The organism is Novosphingobium sp. fls2-241-R2A-195, assembly GCF_030209485.1.
GTDB classification, from domain to species: domain Bacteria; phylum Pseudomonadota; class Alphaproteobacteria; order Sphingomonadales; family Sphingomonadaceae; genus Novosphingobium; species Novosphingobium resinovorum.
This window is the reverse complement of sequence record NZ_JARVRY010000027.1, coordinates 70,103-87,237: the sequence shown is the minus strand read 5'-3', so window position 1 is coordinate 87,237 and position 17,135 is coordinate 70,103. Positions and strand designations below refer to the sequence as shown.

Annotated in this window: 19 protein-coding genes; 9 read left to right on the top strand and 10 right to left on the bottom strand. The window is 66.8% G+C overall.

Annotated features, from left to right (window positions below; all coding sequences use genetic code 11):
* The first annotated feature begins 61 nt into the window (after nt 1-61).
* Entirely contained in the window at nt 62-1,813 is a 1,752-nt protein-coding gene (locus tag QRN25_RS20275) for an alkaline phosphatase D family protein (protein WP_285021067.1), read from the top strand.
* 88 nt (nt 1,814-1,901) lie between these two features.
* Here the strand turns inward: QRN25_RS20275 and QRN25_RS20270 are convergent, their stop codons facing one another.
* The 3 genes from QRN25_RS20270 to QRN25_RS20260 all read right to left on the bottom strand — a co-directional run bounded on the left by QRN25_RS20270 (nt 1,902) and on the right by QRN25_RS20260 (nt 4,516).
* On the bottom strand, nt 1,902-2,471 hold the full coding sequence (locus QRN25_RS20270) for a Smr/MutS family protein (protein WP_285021066.1): 570 nt from the start codon (nt 2,469-2,471) through the stop codon (nt 1,902-1,904).
* A complete protein-coding gene (gene mltA / locus QRN25_RS20265) occupies nt 2,468-3,724 on the bottom strand; it encodes a murein transglycosylase A (RefSeq protein WP_271182058.1) in 1,257 nt (418 codons plus the stop codon). Before mltA ends, QRN25_RS20270 begins: the two co-directional genes overlap by 4 nt.
* Before the next feature lie 102 nt (nt 3,725-3,826).
* On the bottom strand, nt 3,827-4,516 hold the full coding sequence (locus tag QRN25_RS20260; protein ID WP_271182059.1) for a Tim44/TimA family putative adaptor protein: 690 nt from the start codon (nt 4,514-4,516) through the stop codon (nt 3,827-3,829).
* 349 nt (nt 4,517-4,865) lie between these two features.
* Here QRN25_RS20260 and secB point away from each other — a divergent pair, with 349 nt between their 5' ends.
* The 3 genes from secB to trpS all read left to right on the top strand — a co-directional run bounded on the left by secB (nt 4,866) and on the right by trpS (nt 8,347).
* On the top strand, nt 4,866-5,381 hold the full coding sequence (gene secB / locus QRN25_RS20255; RefSeq protein WP_008832774.1) for a protein-export chaperone SecB: 516 nt from the start codon (nt 4,866-4,868) through the stop codon (nt 5,379-5,381).
* Between the two features lie 179 nt (nt 5,382-5,560).
* Nucleotides 5,561-7,132, top strand: coding sequence for a murein biosynthesis integral membrane protein MurJ (gene murJ, locus QRN25_RS20250; protein ID WP_285021062.1), 1,572 nt, complete (start codon nt 5,561-5,563; stop codon nt 7,130-7,132).
* A 195-nt stretch (nt 7,133-7,327) separates the two neighbouring features.
* A complete protein-coding gene (gene trpS / locus QRN25_RS20245; RefSeq protein ID WP_285021060.1) occupies nt 7,328-8,347 on the top strand; it encodes a tryptophan--tRNA ligase in 1,020 nt (339 codons plus the stop codon).
* 101 nt (nt 8,348-8,448) lie between these two features.
* On the opposite strand, the gene QRN25_RS20240 is transcribed toward trpS, so the two are convergent.
* The gene (locus QRN25_RS20240) at nt 8,449-9,105 is read right to left on the bottom strand and encodes an MOSC domain-containing protein (RefSeq protein WP_285021058.1); all 657 of its coding nucleotides are present in this window, start codon (nt 9,103-9,105) and stop codon (nt 8,449-8,451) included.
* A gap of 217 nt (nt 9,106-9,322) precedes the next feature.
* Between QRN25_RS20240 and QRN25_RS20235 the strand changes: the two genes are divergently transcribed.
* The 3 genes from QRN25_RS20235 to QRN25_RS20225 all read left to right on the top strand — a co-directional run bounded on the left by QRN25_RS20235 (nt 9,323) and on the right by QRN25_RS20225 (nt 10,504).
* Complete coding sequence (locus tag QRN25_RS20235; RefSeq protein ID WP_488960532.1) at nt 9,323-10,021, top strand: DUF4136 domain-containing protein; 699 nt, start codon at nt 9,323-9,325, stop codon at nt 10,019-10,021.
* A 130-nt stretch (nt 10,022-10,151) separates the two neighbouring features.
* Complete coding sequence (locus QRN25_RS20230; RefSeq protein ID WP_008833122.1) at nt 10,152-10,334, top strand: hypothetical protein; 183 nt, start codon at nt 10,152-10,154, stop codon at nt 10,332-10,334.
* A gap of 5 nt (nt 10,335-10,339) precedes the next feature.
* Nucleotides 10,340-10,504, top strand: a complete 165-nt coding sequence (locus QRN25_RS20225; RefSeq protein ID WP_155986275.1) for a hypothetical protein — start codon at nt 10,340-10,342, stop codon at nt 10,502-10,504.
* A 1-nt stretch (nt 10,505) separates the two neighbouring features.
* Here the strand turns inward: QRN25_RS20225 and dut are convergent, their stop codons facing one another.
* From dut to QRN25_RS20200, 5 genes are read right to left on the bottom strand one after another with little or no spacing between them, the layout of a single operon-like run.
* A complete protein-coding gene (gene dut, locus QRN25_RS20220) occupies nt 10,506-10,976 on the bottom strand; it encodes a dUTP diphosphatase (protein ID WP_285021053.1) in 471 nt (156 codons plus the stop codon).
* Complete coding sequence (locus QRN25_RS20215; protein WP_285021051.1) at nt 10,960-12,318, bottom strand: bifunctional phosphopantothenoylcysteine decarboxylase/phosphopantothenate synthase; 1,359 nt, start codon at nt 12,316-12,318, stop codon at nt 10,960-10,962. Before QRN25_RS20215 ends, dut begins: the two co-directional genes overlap by 17 nt.
* 37 nt (nt 12,319-12,355) lie before the next feature.
* The gene (locus tag QRN25_RS20210) at nt 12,356-13,519 is read right to left on the bottom strand and encodes a hypothetical protein (RefSeq protein ID WP_285021050.1); all 1,164 of its coding nucleotides are present in this window, start codon (nt 13,517-13,519) and stop codon (nt 12,356-12,358) included.
* Complete coding sequence (gene ubiB, locus QRN25_RS20205; RefSeq protein ID WP_285021048.1) at nt 13,486-15,063, bottom strand: 2-polyprenylphenol 6-hydroxylase; 1,578 nt, start codon at nt 15,061-15,063, stop codon at nt 13,486-13,488. Before ubiB ends, QRN25_RS20210 begins: the two co-directional genes overlap by 34 nt.
* Nucleotides 15,064-15,070: 7 nt before the next feature.
* Nucleotides 15,071-15,841, bottom strand: coding sequence for a class I SAM-dependent methyltransferase (locus tag QRN25_RS20200; RefSeq protein WP_285021046.1), 771 nt, complete (start codon nt 15,839-15,841; stop codon nt 15,071-15,073).
* A 131-nt stretch (nt 15,842-15,972) separates the two neighbouring features.
* Between QRN25_RS20200 and QRN25_RS20195 the strand changes: the two genes are divergently transcribed.
* Nucleotides 15,973-16,311 carry a hypothetical protein gene (locus QRN25_RS20195; protein WP_008833128.1) on the top strand — a complete coding sequence of 113 codons (339 nt, stop codon included), beginning with the start codon at nt 15,973-15,975 and terminating at the stop codon, nt 16,309-16,311.
* Between the two features lie 61 nt (nt 16,312-16,372).
* Nucleotides 16,373-16,747: a DUF4870 family protein gene (locus QRN25_RS20190; RefSeq protein WP_008833129.1), complete on the top strand. Its 375-nt coding sequence runs from the start codon at nt 16,373-16,375 to the stop codon at nt 16,745-16,747.
* Nucleotides 16,748-16,856: 109 nt separating this feature from the next.
* Here QRN25_RS20190 and QRN25_RS20185 read toward each other — a convergent pair whose 3' ends face one another.
* Entirely contained in the window at nt 16,857-17,129 is a 273-nt protein-coding gene (locus tag QRN25_RS20185) for a DUF1294 domain-containing protein (protein ID WP_285021043.1), read from the bottom strand.
* Nucleotides 17,130-17,135: the final 6 nt, after the last annotated feature.

The following is a 17,135-nucleotide window of genomic DNA, read 5'->3' as shown; positions in this document are numbered from 1 at the left end:
GGGGGACGCCGGCCCGTCCTTTTCTTTTTTTCCAAGAACACCAGGCACAGGATTACCCGCCATGAACACGCTTCGCACCCAACAGGTATCCCGCCGCGCCCTCCTCGCCGGCATGGCCGGGGGAGCCGCGATCATGGCCCTCTCCATCTCCGCCCCGATCTCCGCCCTCGCCGCCGCAGCCGCGAACCCGGTGTTCCGCCACGGCGTCGCCGCGGGTGATCCCGACGCTTCGAGCGTGGTGCTCTGGACCCGCGTGACCGCGCCCGCCGCCACCGACGTCCAGTGGGAACTGTCGGACAGCCCCGCCTTCGCGAGGATCCTGAAGTCGGGCTCCGTGCGTACGGATGCGGACCGCGACTTCACCGTCAAGGTGCTCGCCACCGGCCTTCCGGCAGGCGGCACGTTCTTCTACCGTTTCCGTATGGGCAAGGCGATTTCACCGATCGGCCGCGCCCGCACCCTGTCCGAAGGCCGGGTGAATACGCTCGGCATCGCGCTCGCCTCGTGCTCCAACTACGCCTTCGGCTTCTTCAACGCCTACGACGCGATCGCGAAGGACCCGGCCGTGGACTTCGTACTCCACACCGGCGACTACATCTACGAATACGGCGGCAAGGACGGCTGGGGCGAAAACATCGCCCGCACCATCGGCCGCGAGCACGCCCCCGCGCATGAGATCGTCACCCTTTCCGACTACCGCACCCGCCACGCGCAGTACAAGACCGATGCCGGGTCGCTGGCGATGCACGCACAGCACACCCTGCTCGCCTGCTGGGACGACCACGAGAGCGCCAACAACCCCTGGACCGGCGGCGCACAGAACCACCAGCCCGAAACCGAGGGCGACTGGGCCACGCGCCGCGCCGCCTCGATCCGCGCCTACTACGAGTGGATGCCGGTGCGCGAACCGGAATGGCTGCCCGAGTGGCCGGACGTCAAGGGTCGCACCCGCATGCAGTTCTGGCGCGCCTACCGCTTCGGCGACCTCGCCCTGCTGCACACCCTGGAAACGCGCCACACCGCCCGCGCGAAGCAGATCGAATATATCGACTATGCCCAAGGCATCGTCGATGACGCCTCGGCCGAAAAGTTCAGGCGCGACGTCCTTGGCGCCGCGAACCGCCCGCTGATCGCACCCGAACTGGAGGCCGACCTCGAAGCCGCACTGGCGCGGTCGGTGAAGGACGGCCAGCCCTGGCGCGTGATCGGCTGCCCGATGGTGATCGGCCGCCTCGACGTGCCCGATCTCGCCAAGCTCGGCGTGCTGCCCGACCCGTTCCCCAAACTCGCCGCCGCGAAGTCGAAGGACGAACTGGCGAAACTCGCCGCCGATCCGCATGTTTCGCTGGCATGGCGCGGCCGCTGGAACCTGCCCGACTATACCGACGCCTGGGGCGGCTACCCCTGGGCGCGAGAGCAGTTCTACGCCTTGTCGCGCCGCGCAGGGGCGGGCGATCTCGTCTTCCTCTCCGGCGACAGCCACAGTTTCTGGACCAACGACCTCGCCGATGCGCAAGGCCGCCCGGCCGGCATCGAGTTCGGCACCGCGGGTATTTCCTCGCCCGGCGACTTCATGGACAGCGGCTTCGGCGAGGACATGTCGCGCAAGCTGGACAAGGCCTATGCCGATCACATGCCCGAGGTCGTGTGGACCGACAACATGCACCAGGGCTACGTCCGCATGCAGTTCGGCCGCGAGACCGGCACGGCGAGCTTCGTGGCGGTCAGTACCGTCCTCTCGCGAGACTATACGACGAACGTGATCCGCAAGGACGACTTCCGCCGCGATGGCAAGCGCGTCCGCTTCGCCTGAGCTGAACAGCGAACGTCAAGGACCGGCATGGGCGGGGACTGTCCCTCGTCCATGCCATTGCCTGCCCATCCGCCGGAACAGGCTGCAGCTATCGCCGCTTCTTCAGCACTACGTAGATCGCACCCTGCCCACCATGACGGCGGTGCGCGCCGCGAATAGCGACGATGTCCGACGCATGGTCGCTGGCCGCGAGCCAGTCGGCGATCTTGGCGCGGATCGCACCCCGCGCGCTGCCTCGATCCGCAGCGTCCACCGGCCGCGCCTTGCCGGTAACGATCAGCACCACGCGCGCCCCCATTGCCTTGGCCTGCACCAGCCCGTGCATCAGACGCATGTAGGCCTGGTCGAGGTTCGAACCGTGCAGGTCGAGGCTGAAGTCCGGCAGCAGCGTGCCCTTGGATATCCGCTTTTCCCACGAGCCATCGAGATTGACCGGCACTTCGACACGCGGCTTGGGCGCGGCGACTTTCGGTGGGAGCGGCGGCGGAACGCGGCCCTTGACCTTCTTCACGGGCAGCGGTGGGGCTATCGGGACCGGCATCGCGGGCGCCTCAGGCTCAACCCGTTTTCGGGGCGCGACGAGCGGCTTGACGGTGCGGGCGACTTGCGCCCAGACCGCCTTCTCCTCTTCCGTAAGCCTGCGCCCCGGCCGCTTCATCGGGCGCCGAGGCGGGTCAGGACGCCCTTGGGCAGGAGGATCAGGGCACTGCCGCGACCACTCATGCCGCCTGCGGTCACGCGGGCCTTTGCCCCTGCCCCCCAGAAGGTGTCGAAGCGGTTCGCGCCCTTGATCGCGCCGCCGGTATCCTGTGCGATCCACAGCCCGTTGGCCTCGCGGCGGTCCATATCGAGGTACACAGGGGCACCCAACGGCACATAACGGGGATCTACGGCCACAGAATTGCCCGCTCGCACGGGCACATTGAGCGCACCGAGCGGTCCATCACCATTCAGCACCTTGAAGAACACCCACGAGCGATTGCGCTCCATCAGCGCGCGCCCCTCGACCGGATGCTCGCGGACATATTGCATGATGCCCTGCATGGAGCCGGAATACTGACCCGGTCCGGAGCCGACCAGCCCCTGATCGCGCATGACCCCGCCGATGCCGGTATAGGGCAAGCCGTTCTGGCCCGCATAGCCGATGCGCGTCACCGTGCCGTCCGGCGCGACGAGGCGGCCGGAGCCCTGCACCTGCAGGAAGAAGAACTCGACGGGATCGGCGGCCCAAGCAATCTCCAGCCCCTTGCCCGCCAGTGCCCCCGCATCGATCTGTGCGCGGTCGAAATAGCTGGTGAAGGTGCCGTCCGGCGCATAGCGGCCAAGCGGCATGCGCCCGCTGCTGAGCGGCGGCGCATCCCCCGGCTTCGCACGCACGAGATCGGGCGGGAAGGCGTAGACCGGCACCGTATAACCGGGCTGCGGCGTGCGCCCGCCGGCGATCTCCGGTTCGTAGTAGCCGGTGGCGTAAGAGGAGCCTTCGCCGATGCGGGCGGTCTCGAAAAAGCTGGAGAAGAACAGCGCGGGCGATCCCGCGCCCCAGTTCACGGCGGCGGTGCAAGCCTGCCGCCAGTCCTCGGGCCGGGTCAGGCCACTGCCGTCCTTGCGGACTATGAGCTTCGGGCAGCTTTCACGGAACGAGGCGAGAGCGCCCGCCGCATCGGCCGCGCCCATCCGCAGCGCCGACAGCGCAGGACCACGGCGCACACCGGCAGCCAGCGCGTTCTGGAGAGATGAAGGCTGGGTCGTCGGCCCGGTCGGCGGAAGCGTAGGGCGCGGGCCGCCGGTCTTCGGGATTACACCGCCGCAAGCCGCGAGCGTGGCCAGCAGACCACTGATCAGAAGAGCGCGCCAGGCGTCCCGGATCGACCGCCCGGACACCACCGCAGGTGCCATAGTCTCCAGCGCCAAAACAAACCCTCCCCGCAAAGCAGACGCCCCGCGCCGGGGGTGGCACGGGGCGGATCAGGCTTTGTCGGCTAGCAGTCCAAAGAAGGGGGGATCAACCCCGGATCAACCTTCGTCGGTCTCTTCGAGGACCCAGTCGGGATCAGGCGAGTTCACGGCGCGACCGAACGTCCAGACGTCGATTGTCTCGATCGCGTCGTCGAGCGAACCGGCGACCACCTGACCCGCGGCGTTGCGAGTGACGGCGGCAATGTCGGCGCGGAAGCGCAGGGTGATACGAGCATAGCCGTTTTCCACGCCGGCAGCGGTGAAGCCGGTTTCCTCGATGCGGATCAAGCGGTTGTCGAGCGTCTCGCCGGCCTCGATACGGGCGTCGATGGCGGCGGCGAAACCGGCATAGACGTCATCGTCGCAAAGCTGGCGCAGTTCGGCCTTGTCGCCCTTCCAGAAGGCTTCGAGGATCATGCGATAAGCACTGCGCGCGCCGTCGAGGAAGGCGGCGGCGTCGAAACGGCGATCAGCCTGCGAAATCTCCGCCAGGCCACGCTCGACCGAAGGCGGCGCGAGCGGGATCGCACGCTGGCGGGGCTGTTCGGCGCGGGCGCGGTCATCGCTGCGCTGATCGGGACGCGGCGGCGCGGAAACGCGCGGAGCGCCCGGCTTCTGGCCCTGGCGACCTTCGAAGCGTCCCTGGATGGGCTCCTCTTCATGCTCGGCGCGGCGGCCGAGCACGGAGTAAAGCCGCAAGCCAAGGAAGGCTGCGATCATGGCCAGGATCACTATTTCCGGTGTCACGTCCCTAATTCCATCCTTCTGTGGCGCCCCGTCTGTGGCACCGTGGCCGCAACCGATCAAAGACCGGCCTGAAGCCCCATCGCACTCCGGCGCAGTTCCGAAGACTCGAACGTGCCTTCGGCTTAGCACTCGAACATAGCCCCAGATAGGTACGCATTACAAATGAACAACGCGTGAGTGGCTCGTTCGGGGCATTTTCCCGGCGGATCGAGCCCCTCGAAGCGATGTGCGCGCAACTTCGGGACACAACCTCTACAATTTTCCCGACGCTCGGGTGTTCCCCGCGCCCGCAAAATGTTTTACCCGCCCCCGCTGAACGTTTCAGATTCCATTGCGGGACACAGATCAGATGGCCGACGAAGGCAACATCATTTCCGACCTCGACCTCGGCAACGGCGAAGACACCGCCCCCGCCGCAGGCATCATTTCGCAGTACATCAAGGATCTCTCGGTCGAGAATCCGAACGCCCCCGAAGCGTTCTCGTGGCAGGAACAGCCGCAGATCGACGTGCAGTTCAACATCGGCGCGCGCGCGATCGAAGGCGAAGTCCACGAAGTCGAGCTGAAGATCACCTGCTCGTCGCGCACCAGCCTGGGCGTCGCCTTCGCGGTCGAGCTGAGCTACTGCGCGCTCATCGGCATGCGCAACCTCGAAGAGGCCCAGTCGCACGCGTTCCTCTTCGCCGAGGCGCCGCGCATCCTGTTCCCTTACGCTCGCCGCATCGTGTCGGACGCCGTGCGCGACGCCGGTTTCGCGCCGCTCATGCTCGAGCCGATCGACTTCAACGGCCTCTACGTGCAGCAGCTGCAGGCGCAGCAGCAGCAGGCCGAGACCGGCATGGGCGAGCCGGTCGGCAACGCCTGAACCGATAGCGGGCGGGGTTAGGGTCAGTCGTCGTCCCGGACTTGATCCGGGATCGCTGGCCGGGCCCCGCCCACCTCTCGGCAAGACGCTTCATCGGAAGCGCCTCGCCTGAAGACAGCCACCGGTCCCGTATCAAGTCCGGGACGACGAGCAGGGGCTTGCGCCATGAGCTTCACTGCATGAACCTCGCAAAAGCCCTCGCCAGCGTCGGCGGACTGACGCTCGCCAGCCGGGTGCTCGGGCTTGCCCGCGACAGCCTGTTCGCCCGCTTCGTCGGCGCAGGCTTCGCTTCCGACGCCTTCCTGATCGCCTTTCGCCTGCCCAACATGTTCCGGGCTCTCTTCGCGGAAGGGGCCTTCGCCTCGGCCTTCATCCCGATGTTCAACCAGAAGGTCACGGACAAGGACGGCCCCGGCCTCCCGGCTGGCATCACTTTCGCCGAAGAGGCGTTGTCGGTGCTGCTGCCCGTCCTGATCGTCATGACCGTGCTGCTCGAAGTGCTGGCCTGGCCGGTGACGCTGCTGCTTTCGGGCGGCTTCAACGACGTCACCCACGACCAGTTCGCCTTCGCGGTCATGCTCAGCCGCCTGACGATTCCCTATCTCGCGCTGATCAGCCTCGTCTCGCTGCTGGGCGGCATCCTCAATTCGCTGAACAAGTTCTGGGTCAACGCCGCCGCGCCGATCCTGCTGAACCTGACGCTGATCGTGGCGCTCCTCGGCTTCCATTCGGACGACCCGCTGATCACCGCGCGCAACCAGGCGATCGGTGTTTCCGTTTCCGGCGCGCTCCAGCTGCTCTGGCTGGTGCTCGCCTGCCGCGCCAACGGGGTGTCGATGCGGCTGCGCATGCCGGTGTGGAACGTCGACGTGAAGCAGTTGCTCAACCTGATCCTGCCTGCGGCTGCCGGGGCCGGAGCGGTGCAGATCAACCTCGTCATCTCCACCGCGCTCGCCGCCTATCTGCTGGCGCACGGCTCGGTGACCTACATCTATATGGCGGACCGGCTGAACCAGCTGCCGCTCGGCCTCATCGGCATCGGGCTCGGCACCGTCCTGCTGCCGACGATCTCGCGCCAGCTCGGCGCGGGGCAGGAAGCCGAGGCGATGGAGACGCAGAACCGCGGCCTCGAACTGGCGCTGCTGCTCACCCTGCCCGCCGCCGTCGCGCTGATCGTCTGCGGAGAGCCGATCGCCGCTGCCCTGTTCGGCTACGGCAAGTTCGACGCGGGCGACGTCGCCCGCACGGCCGAGGCGCTCGCGGCCTTCTCGATCGGCCTGCCGAGCTACATCCTCGTGAAAGTTCTGACGCCCGGCTACTATGCGCGGCAGGATACGAGGACGCCGGTGCGCTACGCGACGATCTCGATGGTCGCGAACCTCGTCGGCAATCTGGTGCTGATCGTGCCGTTGCAGCACATGGGGCCGCCGCTGGCGACGGCGCTGGCTTCCACCCTCAACGTGGCGATGCTGTACCGCACGCTGGTGAAGCGCGGACATTTCACCGTCGATGCACGGCTGAAGCGGCGCGGGCCGAGGCTGGCGCTCGCCGCCGTGGCGATGGGCGCGGCGCTGTGGTTCGGGCAGGACCTGATGATGCCTTATGTGCACGGCACCTGGCTGGTACGCGGGCTGGCGCTGGCCGTGCTCGTTTCGGCGGGCTGCGCGGTCTACGGCATCGCCGCCGTGGCGACCGGGGCCTTCACCCGCGCCGACCTCGCTCTCCTGCGCCGCCGCAAGCGCGCCGCCTGAAGGGTTCCATCGATGCGCGAACGTGCTATGAGCCCCGGCCATGCAGGATCGTGCGATCTTTTTCCCGCCCACGCTGCGCCCCTTTGCGCCGCGTTCATGGCGATGGCGTTCAGTCACCCGCTGACCGTACCTGCATTCGTGCCCTGTACGGGCGCAACCCTCACATCCATCGACAACTGACTTAAGGACGCGACCATGCGTATCGTCTCCGGTATCCAGCCCACCGGCAACCTGCACCTCGGCAATTACCTCGGTGCGATCCGCAACTGGGTGAAGATGCAGGACGAGGTCACCGCCGAGGGTGGCCAATGCCTCTACTTCCTGGCCGACCTCCACGCGATCTCGATGCCGCACACCCCCGCCGACCTCGCCGCCAACACGCGCGAGATGGTCGCGGCGCTGGTGGCCTGCGGGCTCGATCCCGACCGCTCGATCCTGTTCAATCAGGCTCAGGTGCCCCAGCACTCCGAGATGCAGTGGCTGCTCAACGGCACCGCGCGCATGGGCTGGCTGAACCGCATGACGCAGTGGAAGGACAAGGCGGGCAAGAACCGCGAGGGTGCCAGCGTCGCACTGTTCACCTACCCGGTGCTGCAGGCCGCCGACGTGCTGCTCTACCAGGCGACTCACGTGCCGGTGGGCGAGGACCAGAAGCAACACCTCGAACTCGCCCGCGACATCGCGCAGAAGTTCAACAACGACTTCTGTGCGGAAGACGCGCCGCTGTTCACCCTGCCCGCACCGTTCATCCCGCCCGAGGCTGCGCGCATCATGTCCCTGCGCGACGGCACCGCCAAGATGAGCAAGTCCGACCCCTCGGACATGAGCCGCATCAACATGACCGACACCGCCGATGCCATCATGCAAAAGGTGAAGAAGGCCAAGACCGATCCGGAGCCGCTGCCCTCGGAAAAGGGCGGCCTCGAAGGCCGCGCCGAGGCGAAGAACCTCGTTGCGATCTACGCGGTCATGGCAGGCACCACGGTCGAGTCGGTGCTGGCCGAGTTCGGCGGCGAAGGCTTCGGCAAGTTCAAGCCCGCGCTCGGCGAACTGCTGGTCGAGAAGCTGGCGCCGATCAACGCCCGCTTCCTCGAACTGCGCGAGGACCGCGAGCGCCTCGACGCGATCCTGTGCAAGGGTGCGTCCAAGGCCCGCGAACTGGCGATCCCGACGCTGGAAAAGACCTACAACGTCCTCGGACTCGTGCGGGGTTAGAAATCCAAACCGATCTCGTCATTGCGAGCGAAGCGAAGCAACCCAGGGCGGCATAATGCTGCCCTGGGTTGCTTCGCTTCGCTCGCAATGACTGTGCGGCGCTAAAGCCCCAGCAGCTTCGCGCGTCGCCGGACCCAGGGTTCGGCGAGCGCGGAGACTGCGCCCAGCGCTTCCAGCCCTTCCGGGTCGCCCTTATGCTCTCCGGCGATGAGCAGGCCGAAGACGCGGCGCACGCTCCAGTCGGGGAACGGCCGGTCGATCAGTTCAAGCGCATCGCCCGCACCGACCTCGCCATCCTCGATCACCCGGTAGTACCAGCCCGCCCGGCGCGATTTCACGCACCCGGCGTTGACCTTCGCCCCGTCGAAGCGATGGTCCAGCTTCCAGCATGGCTGGCGGCCCTGACTCACCTCAACGAGCGCGGTGCCCATCCGCCAGCGATCGCCGACGCAGACGTCCTCCTCGGTCAGCCCGGCGGTAGAAACGTTCTCCCCGAAGGCGCCGTAATCGGCGAGCAGCGGATGGTCGCCGATCGCTTCGCGCCACCAGTCGTAGTGGTCGTGGGGATAGTGGTGGATGGCCTTGTCCGGCCCGCCATGGACCGAAAGATCGGCCTGGCTGTCCCCTTCGAGGCCCAGTCGGTGGACCTTCACCCGACCTTGCACCGCCGTCTTGGCGATGGCGCTCGGCTCGTCGGCCGCGCGAAACGGAGCGACCTTGCCGCAAAGTACGGAAAGAATAGGGAACGGACTCGTCATGACCGGGCTTTATTCCTACATGAACGAAACACGATCAAGTCGTGAAGTCGGCCTCCGGGTCGGTGGATGCGGGATAAACCGGCGGAACGGTCCGTCGCTCGCCCAAGTCCATTCAACCTCTATTCAGGGCGTTGATTTCACGACAGTATCGTAAAAGAATCGAAGGCCGCGCCGGAGTGGGGCGTCTGGATCTCTTCGGGTTCGTGGAGCAAAGATGATGACACACCATTCCGGATCGCAGCTTGGCCAAGGGATAGGGCGGCTGAAAATGGCCGCTGCCGCCGTGCTGCTCATGGCGCTCGCCGCGTGCGCGACGCCGTTCAAGGCCGACGTTTCGCGTTTCGCGACCCAGCTCCCCGCCCCGCAGGGCCAGAGCTTCGCGATAGTCGCGGACAATCCCAAGCTCGCCGGCGGGCTTGAATTCAGCCAGTATGCCTCGATGGTCGGCGATCGCATGGCCAAGCTGGGCTACACCCCGGTGGAAGACCCGGCCAAGGCCACGCTGATCGTGCGCTTCGACTACGGCGTCGACAATGGCCGTGAGCGCGTGCGCAGCACTGGCGTGGGCGCAGGCGCGTTCGGCCCGTGGGGCGGCTGGGGTCCCTATGGCGGCGGCTTCTACGGCCGCGGGTTCTACGGTCGCGGCTTCGGCTGGGGCGGCCCGTGGCGCTATGGCTGGTACGACCCGTTCTTCGACAACGGCATTCAGTCCTACACCATCTACACCAGCGGCATCGACCTGAAGATCGACCGCGCCGCAGACGGCCAGCGCCTCTTCGAAGGCAAGGCGGAAGCCGTCTCGACCTCCAATCGCCTGCAGTATGTCGTGCCCAATCTGGTGGAAGCGATGTTCACGAATTTCCCCGGGAACTCCGGAGAGACCGTCCGCATTACAGTCGCGCCCGAGAAGAAATAAGCACGAAATCAGACAGGCTCCCCCCTGCGAAGAGTGGGAGACACCGAGGGACGGGTCCGCTGAAATATTGCGGGCCCGTCCTTTTGCTATGGGGCGTCAGGCGCTATCTGGCGCCCCATAGGATTTATTGATGCATAATTTCATGGCCATCCTCTCGCAGCTGTTCTGGGGCGTCACCATCGGCGCCTTGAGTGCTGCGTTCGAGACGCTGGCCAAGGGCGCGATGATGCTGGGCGGCCTCGGCGGTGCGGGCTGGTATGGCCTGAAGTGGCGCAAGGCCCGGCGCGAGCGGGACGGCAAGGGCAAGGACTGACGCTTTTGTCCTGGCTCGTTGAATGGATCTTCGAAGGCCTTATCGAAGCAACCGCCGAAGCGATCCACCACCGTTATGGCTGGGGTGGATGCGCCTCGCTGATCCTGTCGCTCGTCGCGGTGATCGGGGCCTTGCTGTGGTGGAGCGGAGTGTTCAGCTCCGCCACCTGAATCAGCTCCCCAGCGCGACTACGCCGCCGGTGGAGCCGAAACCGCCCTCACCCCGCGCCGTCTCGTCAAGTTCCTCGACGGCCACCCACGAAGCGCGCGTCACGGGCGCCAGAACCAGTTGCGCGACGCGGTCGCCGCGGCGAATGTCGAAGCCTTCGGCGCCGTGGTTGATGAGGATGACCTTGACCTCGCCCCGGTAGTCCGAATCCACCGTCCCCGGCGAATTGGGCACCGAAATGCCGTGCTTGAGCGCAAGGCCCGAACGCGGGCGTACCTGAATTTCGTAACCCACCGGGATCGCCACCGAGAGGCCGGTGGCCACCGCATGACGCCCACCGGACGCGATCGTCACGTCCTCGGCCGAGACCACGTCCATGCCCGCCGCGCCTTCGGTGGCGTAGACGGGCAGGTCCAGCCCCTGCCCGTGCGGCAGGACCTTGACCATGACGGGGACTTCATTCGGCGAGTGCATCGGCAATCCTTTCGACGAGGGCGCGCGCGACGTCCCCCTTGGGCATTTCGGGAAGGGAAACCACCTCGTCGGCCATGACGATGTGGACGGTATTGGCGTCGCCGCCCATGACGTCGCCGGAGACGTCGTTGGCGACGATCCAGTCGGCCCCCTTGCGCACACGCTTGGCCTGCGCATAGCGGATGACGTCCTGCGTCTCCGCCGCGAAGCCGACGACCAGCGGCGGGCGGCGCAGGCCATGGGCAAGGCCAGCAAGGATGTCGGGGTTCTCGGTCAGTTCGAGCGGCGCGATGGCGCCGCCGTCCTTCTTGAGCTTCTGGTCCGCCGAGCGCACCACCCGCCAGTCGGCAACGGCGGCAACCATCACCGCAACGTCAGCCGGAAGCGCGGCGTCGATGGCCTCGGCCATCTCCAGCGCGCTCTCGACATCGACGCGATCGACGCCCGGCGGGGTCGGCAGGTGGACCGGCCCTGCCACCAGCGTCACCCGCGCGCCCGCCTCGGCGGCGGCGGCGGCGATGGCGAAGCCCTGTTTGCCCGAGGAACGGTTGGCGATGTAGCGCACCGGGTCGATCGGCTCGTGCGTAGGTCCGGCGGTGACGAGGACGTGCTTGCCGAAAAGCCGCAGCGGCTCGTCGGAGAGCGGGATCAGTTCGAGTGCACCGGGATCGGTGGCGGGCGCCGCCCGGGCACTGCCCTTGACCGCCAGCGGCGAAGTGCTGGCGGGTACGGCACGCGGCCCGCGTGGGATCATCGTGGCGGAAAGGCCGCCCGGCTCGTCACCGACGATACCTTCGGGGCCATGGCCGAGGCAGCGGGCGATGTGCTCCCAGATTTCCGCCGGTTCGGGCAGGCGGCCGGGGCCGTATTCTCCGCAGGCCATCGCGCCCTCGTCGGGCTCCATCACCTCGACGCCGGAATCGCGCAGGGTCTGGACGTTGCGCTGGGTCGCGGCGTGAAGCCACATGCGCACGTTCATCGCCGGAACCGCGAGCACCGGCTTGTCGGTCGCCAGCAGCAGCGTGGTGGCCAGATCCCCCGCCAGGCCCGCCGCCATCTGCGCGAGCAGGTCCGCCGTCGCCGGGCAGACGACCACGAGGTCGGCCTGGCGGCTGAGCTGGATATGGCCCATCTCGGCCTCGTTCTTGAGGTCCCAGAGCGTCGTGTGGACGGGGTTTTCCGATAGCGCCGCAAGCGTCATCGGAGTGACAAACTTCGCGCCTCCCTCGGTCAGCACGCAAGTCACCGAGCCGCCTTCGCGGCGGATGATGCGCACGAGTTCGCAGGCCTTGTAGGCAGCGATGCCGCCGCCCACGATCAGCAGAATGCGCGGTCCGTTCATGACTGGGGCTTCTGCAACAGCGTGAGCATGGGCGCAATCAGTTTGGCACAGGCCCTTGGGCCGCCGCGACCAGTTGCATCACCGCGCGCGGCGCGAAGACAAGCCCCGCGAACATGACCGGCGCGATCATCGCCCCCCAGTAGAAGTTGTCCCACCGCCCGACGAGCGTGAACGCAAATCCGTATCCCGCGCAAAGCAGGAACCCCGCCAGCCCCGAGCGACTGCGCCAGCCGAGCCAGCCGAAAGTCATCAGCACCACCGCAGGACCCGCGAGAAAGTGCGGAAGCCAGCGCAAGTTGCTCGACTGCACCACATTGACCAGCCAGCCCGCCATGCCGCGCATGACCAGCCATGCCGGGCCGTGCGGGTCGCTCTGCAGCACGTCCCTCGCGATGATCGAGAGGTGCCAGGCGAGCCCCGCGAAGAACACCGCGATCAGCAGGGCCCACGCCGCGCTTTCGCGCCAGTTGCGGTTCCACAGCGCGAAAGCGGCCATGAGCAGCACGTAAGGCAGCGTCAGTTCACGAATCGCCAGCGCCAGCGCGGCGCAGAGGAAGGCCGCGATCCAGCGCCCACCCTGTCCGTCCCGGCCGATCCGGTGCAGGCCGAAGGACAGCGCGATCAGCCCCCCCGCCCACAATTCATGCAACGGAAAATAGTGCCGGTTGAGCTGCAGAGAGGCACCCACGAATACCATAGCGGCACCCAGACGCTGCACACGGCCGGCATCGTCCGTGTCCACGCCCAGACGGCGCCACCATACCGCGACGATTCCCAGCATGAGCGCCATCGCCGCGGCCATCTGGCCGCGCTCGCCGAGCATCGCGTCGATATAGGCCAGCGTCGGCAGGCGCACCGCGATGCCGGGGTTGACCGGATAATTGCGCGCCCTCTGCTCGGGCACGATGAAGTCGTAGTAGTTCTCGCCCTTCTGGATGCGGGCGATGGCGACCTCGTACAGCGCGAGGTCCTCGTCATAGGGCTTGTCCGGGGTGATGACGGCCTGGCCCCCCGCGTCCACCGGCCCTTCGACCGCACCCTCCCACGGCGAGCGATTGCCCGGCTTGTTGGTCGGCGCGATCATCGAGGCGACCAGCACCAGCGCCAGCAGCGCCAGCGCAAGCCGGGCAAGTCCGGGCGAGAGCCGCGCAAAGCGGCCCCGGTCGATCAGTGCAGAAGAGTCCAGTACGTCAGTGCCCACGCCGCCGCGCCCCCAAGGATTGCGGCCAGAGCATAGCCACCCCAGTGGTTACTTTCGCGTTTACGGCGCTCCCAGATCAGCTCCACCTCCGGCAGCGGGGCCTGTTCCGGCGCGCCGCCCTTGGGCGGGAAGCGGTCCTCGATCCGGCGAACCAGCGCGGGCAGGCGCATCAGCGTCTCGATATCCTCGCGCACCCGGTCGACGATCACCGCCTCAGGGCCGAGTTCGTCGCGGATCCAGTCCTTCACGAAAGGCGCCGCGACGTCCCACATGTTGATCTCGGGATCGAGGGCGGTGGCCAGACCTTCGACCATCACCATGGTCTTCTGCAGCAGCAGCAGGTGCGGCTGCACCGCCATGTCGAAATCGCGGGTGATCGCGAAGAGCCCGTCGAGCATCTGCCCGACCGACAGCTCCGACACCGGCTTGCCGCGCATCGGTTCGCCCACGGCACGCAGCGCGGTCGCGAATTCCTCGACCGTGTGATAGCTGGGGACGTACTGCGCCTCGAAGTGGATTTCAGCGACGCGGCGGTAATTGCCGGTGGTCAGGCCGTAGAGGATTTCCGCCAGCCACAGCCGCGCCTGACGGTTGATCCGGCCCATGATGCCGAAGTCGATCGCGACGATCGTGGTATGGCCGTTCTCGCCATTGGGCGCCCCCTGCACGAACAGGTTGCCCTGGTGCATGTCGGCATGGAAAAACCCGCAGGCAATCGCCTGCGTAAGAAAAGTCAGTACCAGCCTGCGCGCGAGCTTGGGCATGTCGTGCCCCGCCTCGCGCAGCGCCGCGAGGTTGCTCATCTTGATGCCGTCGATCCATTCGACCGTCAGCACCGAGCCGTTGGTGCGGTCCCAGTCGATATCGGGAACGCGGTAATCCTCGATCCCCTTCATCGCATCGGCGAGTTCGGAGGCCGAGGCGGCTTCGCGGCGAAGATCGAACTCCCGCTGGGTCCAGCGCTTGAGGTTCGCGATCACGGCACGCGGACGCAACCGCGCCGCTTCGTTGCCAAGCGCCTCGAGATGCGCTGCGGCCCATTCGTACGTCTCGACGTCGTGCGCGAACTGCTCGCGGATGCCGGGACGCAGCACCTTGACGGCGACGTCGCGCCCGTCCGGCGTAACCGCGCGGTGGACCTGCGCGATCGAGGCGGCGCCTACCGGAGTTTCCTCGATCGAGGCGAAGATGCGCTCGAGCGGGCGGCCGAAGGTGCTCTCGATCTGCGCGCGGATCGCCGCGAAGGGCACGGGCGGCAAGCTGTCCTGCAAGGTCAGCAGGTTGTGCGCAGGACCTTCGCCGACGAGGTCGGGCCGGGTGGCGAGCGCCTGCCCCAGCTTGATCGCGGCGGGGCCGATCTCCTGGAAGGCGCCGGCATAGTCGGGCTCGGCCGGCTGGCGCGTGCCGAAGCGCGCGATCCGGCACAGGCGCTTGACCGGCGCCGGGGCATTGCGGTCGTTCTCGATCCCGCGCAGCGCCCCATGGCGCGCGAGGACGCGGCCCCACTTGAGGAGACGCGCGATGTGGACGGGGGTGGAAGTCACCGGATCGTCAGACCTTCCAGCCCGAATGGATCGCGACGAGGCCGCCGAGAATCGGCTCGACCTTGGTATGCTTGAACCCGGCCTTGCGGATCATCCCTTCGAATTCCGGCATCGGCGGGAAACGGCGGATCGATTCGATCAGGTAGCGGTACGAATCCGCGTCCCCGGCGATCATCGAGCCGATCTTCGGGACCAGCTTGTGCGAATAGGCGTCGTAGACTTCCTTGAAGCCCGGCCATTCGGTGGTCGAGAATTCGAGGCAGAAGAAGCGGCCGCCGAACTTGAGCACGCGGTGCGCCTCGGCCAGCGCCTTGTCGATGTGGGTGACGTTCCGGATGCCGAAGGCGATCGTGTAGGCGTCGAAGAAATGGGCCGGGAAGCTCAGTTCCTCGGCGTTCTGGCGCGACCACACCAGCGTGTCGATGCCGCGCTCCATCGCGCGCTCGATACCGACGTCGAGCATGTCCTGGTTTATATCCGAGACGGTGACCACCGCGCCCTCGGCTTCCATGCGAAAGGCGATGTCGCCCGTACCGCCCGCCATGTCGAGGATCTGCTCATCGGGCCGCGGACGCACGCGGCGCACGAACTTGTCCTTCCACAAGCGGTGCATGCCCACCGACATGGCATCGTTCATCACGTCGTATTTGCGCGCGACGGAGGAGAAGACGGCGCCGACGCGGCTTTCCTTGTCCTCGGCCGCGACGTCTTCATAGCCGAAGGAAACGGTTTCGCTGCCGGTTTCGGGGCCGGCCTGGCCACTGATTTCGCTGCTCATGGCGCAGTCCTCTAAACGGCCGGGCGCGCCTGCGCCACCGCTTTTACCGCAAGGATGTGACGGGATTCGTCATGCACAGGCGCCGCCGCCTGCGGCATTCTTGTCCGCGTCCCCATTCCCGGAGAAACGCGATGGCCGAAATGTCCCTCCAGCCCACCTTCAGCCTCGCGCCCGAGAAGCTGTGGCAGGCGATCAATCCCTGGACCTGGACGTTCGAGGGCTCGCAGGTCGGGCTGGTCAACGTCAATATCGGCGAAACCAGGTACCCTGAGACCGAGCGCGCGATCCTCGATGAAGTCGGCAGTTACGGCCGCCAGCTGGGCCGGATCGGCGATGCCCTGGAAGTGCTGATCGCCCATTTCGACACGGCCCGGCTCTCCGAAGCGGAGCGCGACGCATTGACGATCCTCGAAGGCGACCTCGCCAAGATCCGCCGCGTCAAGGCGCGCGAACGGAAGAAGTCGCAGTGAACTTGCCAGCCCGGCCCAATGAAGGCACCCTCCCTTCAGGGGAAAACAGGAGGAAGAACCAATGACCGACTTCGACCCAAGACCCGCGAGTTCGGCGCCCAAGTCGGGTTTCGACTTCAACCAGCCGACGATCATAAACCTGCTCTATCTCGCATCCTACGTGACCGGAGTGACGGGCATCGTCGGCGTCGTGCTCGCCTATGCCTGGCGCGGGGACGCGAAGGCCGCATGGGAGGTGTCGCACTACGAATATGCGATCCGCACGTTCTGGCTGTTCTTCCTCGGCATGGTCGTGGGCACGATCCTGACGCTGGTGCTGATCGGCATCCCGATCCTCATCGCCGTGTCGGTGCTTGTGATCGTGCGCTGCGTGATGAGCATCCTCAACGCGCAGAAGCAGGTGCCGATGCCCAATCCGGGCAGCTGGCTGGTCTAGAATTCAGACCCATCCGTCGTTGCGAGTCCAAGGCTGTTGAACTCCGCCCTGGATTGCTTCGCTACGCTCGCAATGACGATTTTATGAGGCGGTTGCGGGCGGCGCCTTCTCAAAAGGCAAGATACGCAAGGTACGCCAGACCCGCCGCCTGCACCGCGGCGATGGTGTGGAGCTGAGCGACGAAGGGTTGCTTGCGCGTCTTGTGCCGGAAGGCCCGGCGCCCGGCATAAGCGCCGGGCGTCCCGCCCGCGAGCGCCAGAAGCAGCAGCCGCGCTTCCGGGATACGCCGCTCTCCCTGCCGCGCGCGGGCCTTGTCGATGCCGAAAGCAGCGAAGGCGACGAGGTTGAGCCCCGCCGCCAGCACCCACAGAACGTCCGTCAAATTCAG

Excerpts from the sequence above, each read along its gene's own strand:
- QRN25_RS20195 (WP_008833128.1), top strand. The coding sequence starts at position 15,973 with ATGGCCGAAATGTCCCTCCAGCCCACCTTCAGCCTCGCGCCCGAGAAG.
- murJ (WP_285021062.1), top strand. The coding sequence starts at position 5,561 with ATGAACCTCGCAAAAGCCCTCGCCAGCGTCGGCGGACTGACGCTCGCC.
- QRN25_RS20240 (WP_285021058.1), bottom strand. The coding sequence starts at position 9,105 with ATGACGAGTCCGTTCCCTATTCTTTCCGTACTTTGCGGCAAGGTCGCT.
- QRN25_RS20230 (WP_008833122.1), top strand. The coding sequence starts at position 10,152 with ATGCATAATTTCATGGCCATCCTCTCGCAGCTGTTCTGGGGCGTCACC.
- trpS (WP_285021060.1), top strand. The coding sequence starts at position 7,328 with ATGCGTATCGTCTCCGGTATCCAGCCCACCGGCAACCTGCACCTCGGC.
- secB (WP_008832774.1), top strand. The coding sequence starts at position 4,866 with ATGGCCGACGAAGGCAACATCATTTCCGACCTCGACCTCGGCAACGGC.
- dut (WP_285021053.1), bottom strand. The coding sequence starts at position 10,976 with ATGCACTCGCCGAATGAAGTCCCCGTCATGGTCAAGGTCCTGCCGCAC.
- QRN25_RS20190 (WP_008833129.1), top strand. The coding sequence starts at position 16,373 with ATGACCGACTTCGACCCAAGACCCGCGAGTTCGGCGCCCAAGTCGGGT.
- QRN25_RS20215 (WP_285021051.1), bottom strand. The coding sequence starts at position 12,318 with ATGAACGGACCGCGCATTCTGCTGATCGTGGGCGGCGGCATCGCTGCC.
- QRN25_RS20270 (WP_285021066.1), bottom strand. The coding sequence starts at position 2,471 with ATGAAGCGGCCGGGGCGCAGGCTTACGGAAGAGGAGAAGGCGGTCTGG.
- QRN25_RS20275 (WP_285021067.1), top strand. The coding sequence starts at position 62 with ATGAACACGCTTCGCACCCAACAGGTATCCCGCCGCGCCCTCCTCGCC.
- QRN25_RS20235 (WP_488960532.1), top strand. The coding sequence starts at position 9,323 with ATGACACACCATTCCGGATCGCAGCTTGGCCAAGGGATAGGGCGGCTG.
- QRN25_RS20200 (WP_285021046.1), bottom strand. The coding sequence starts at position 15,841 with ATGAGCAGCGAAATCAGTGGCCAGGCCGGCCCCGAAACCGGCAGCGAA.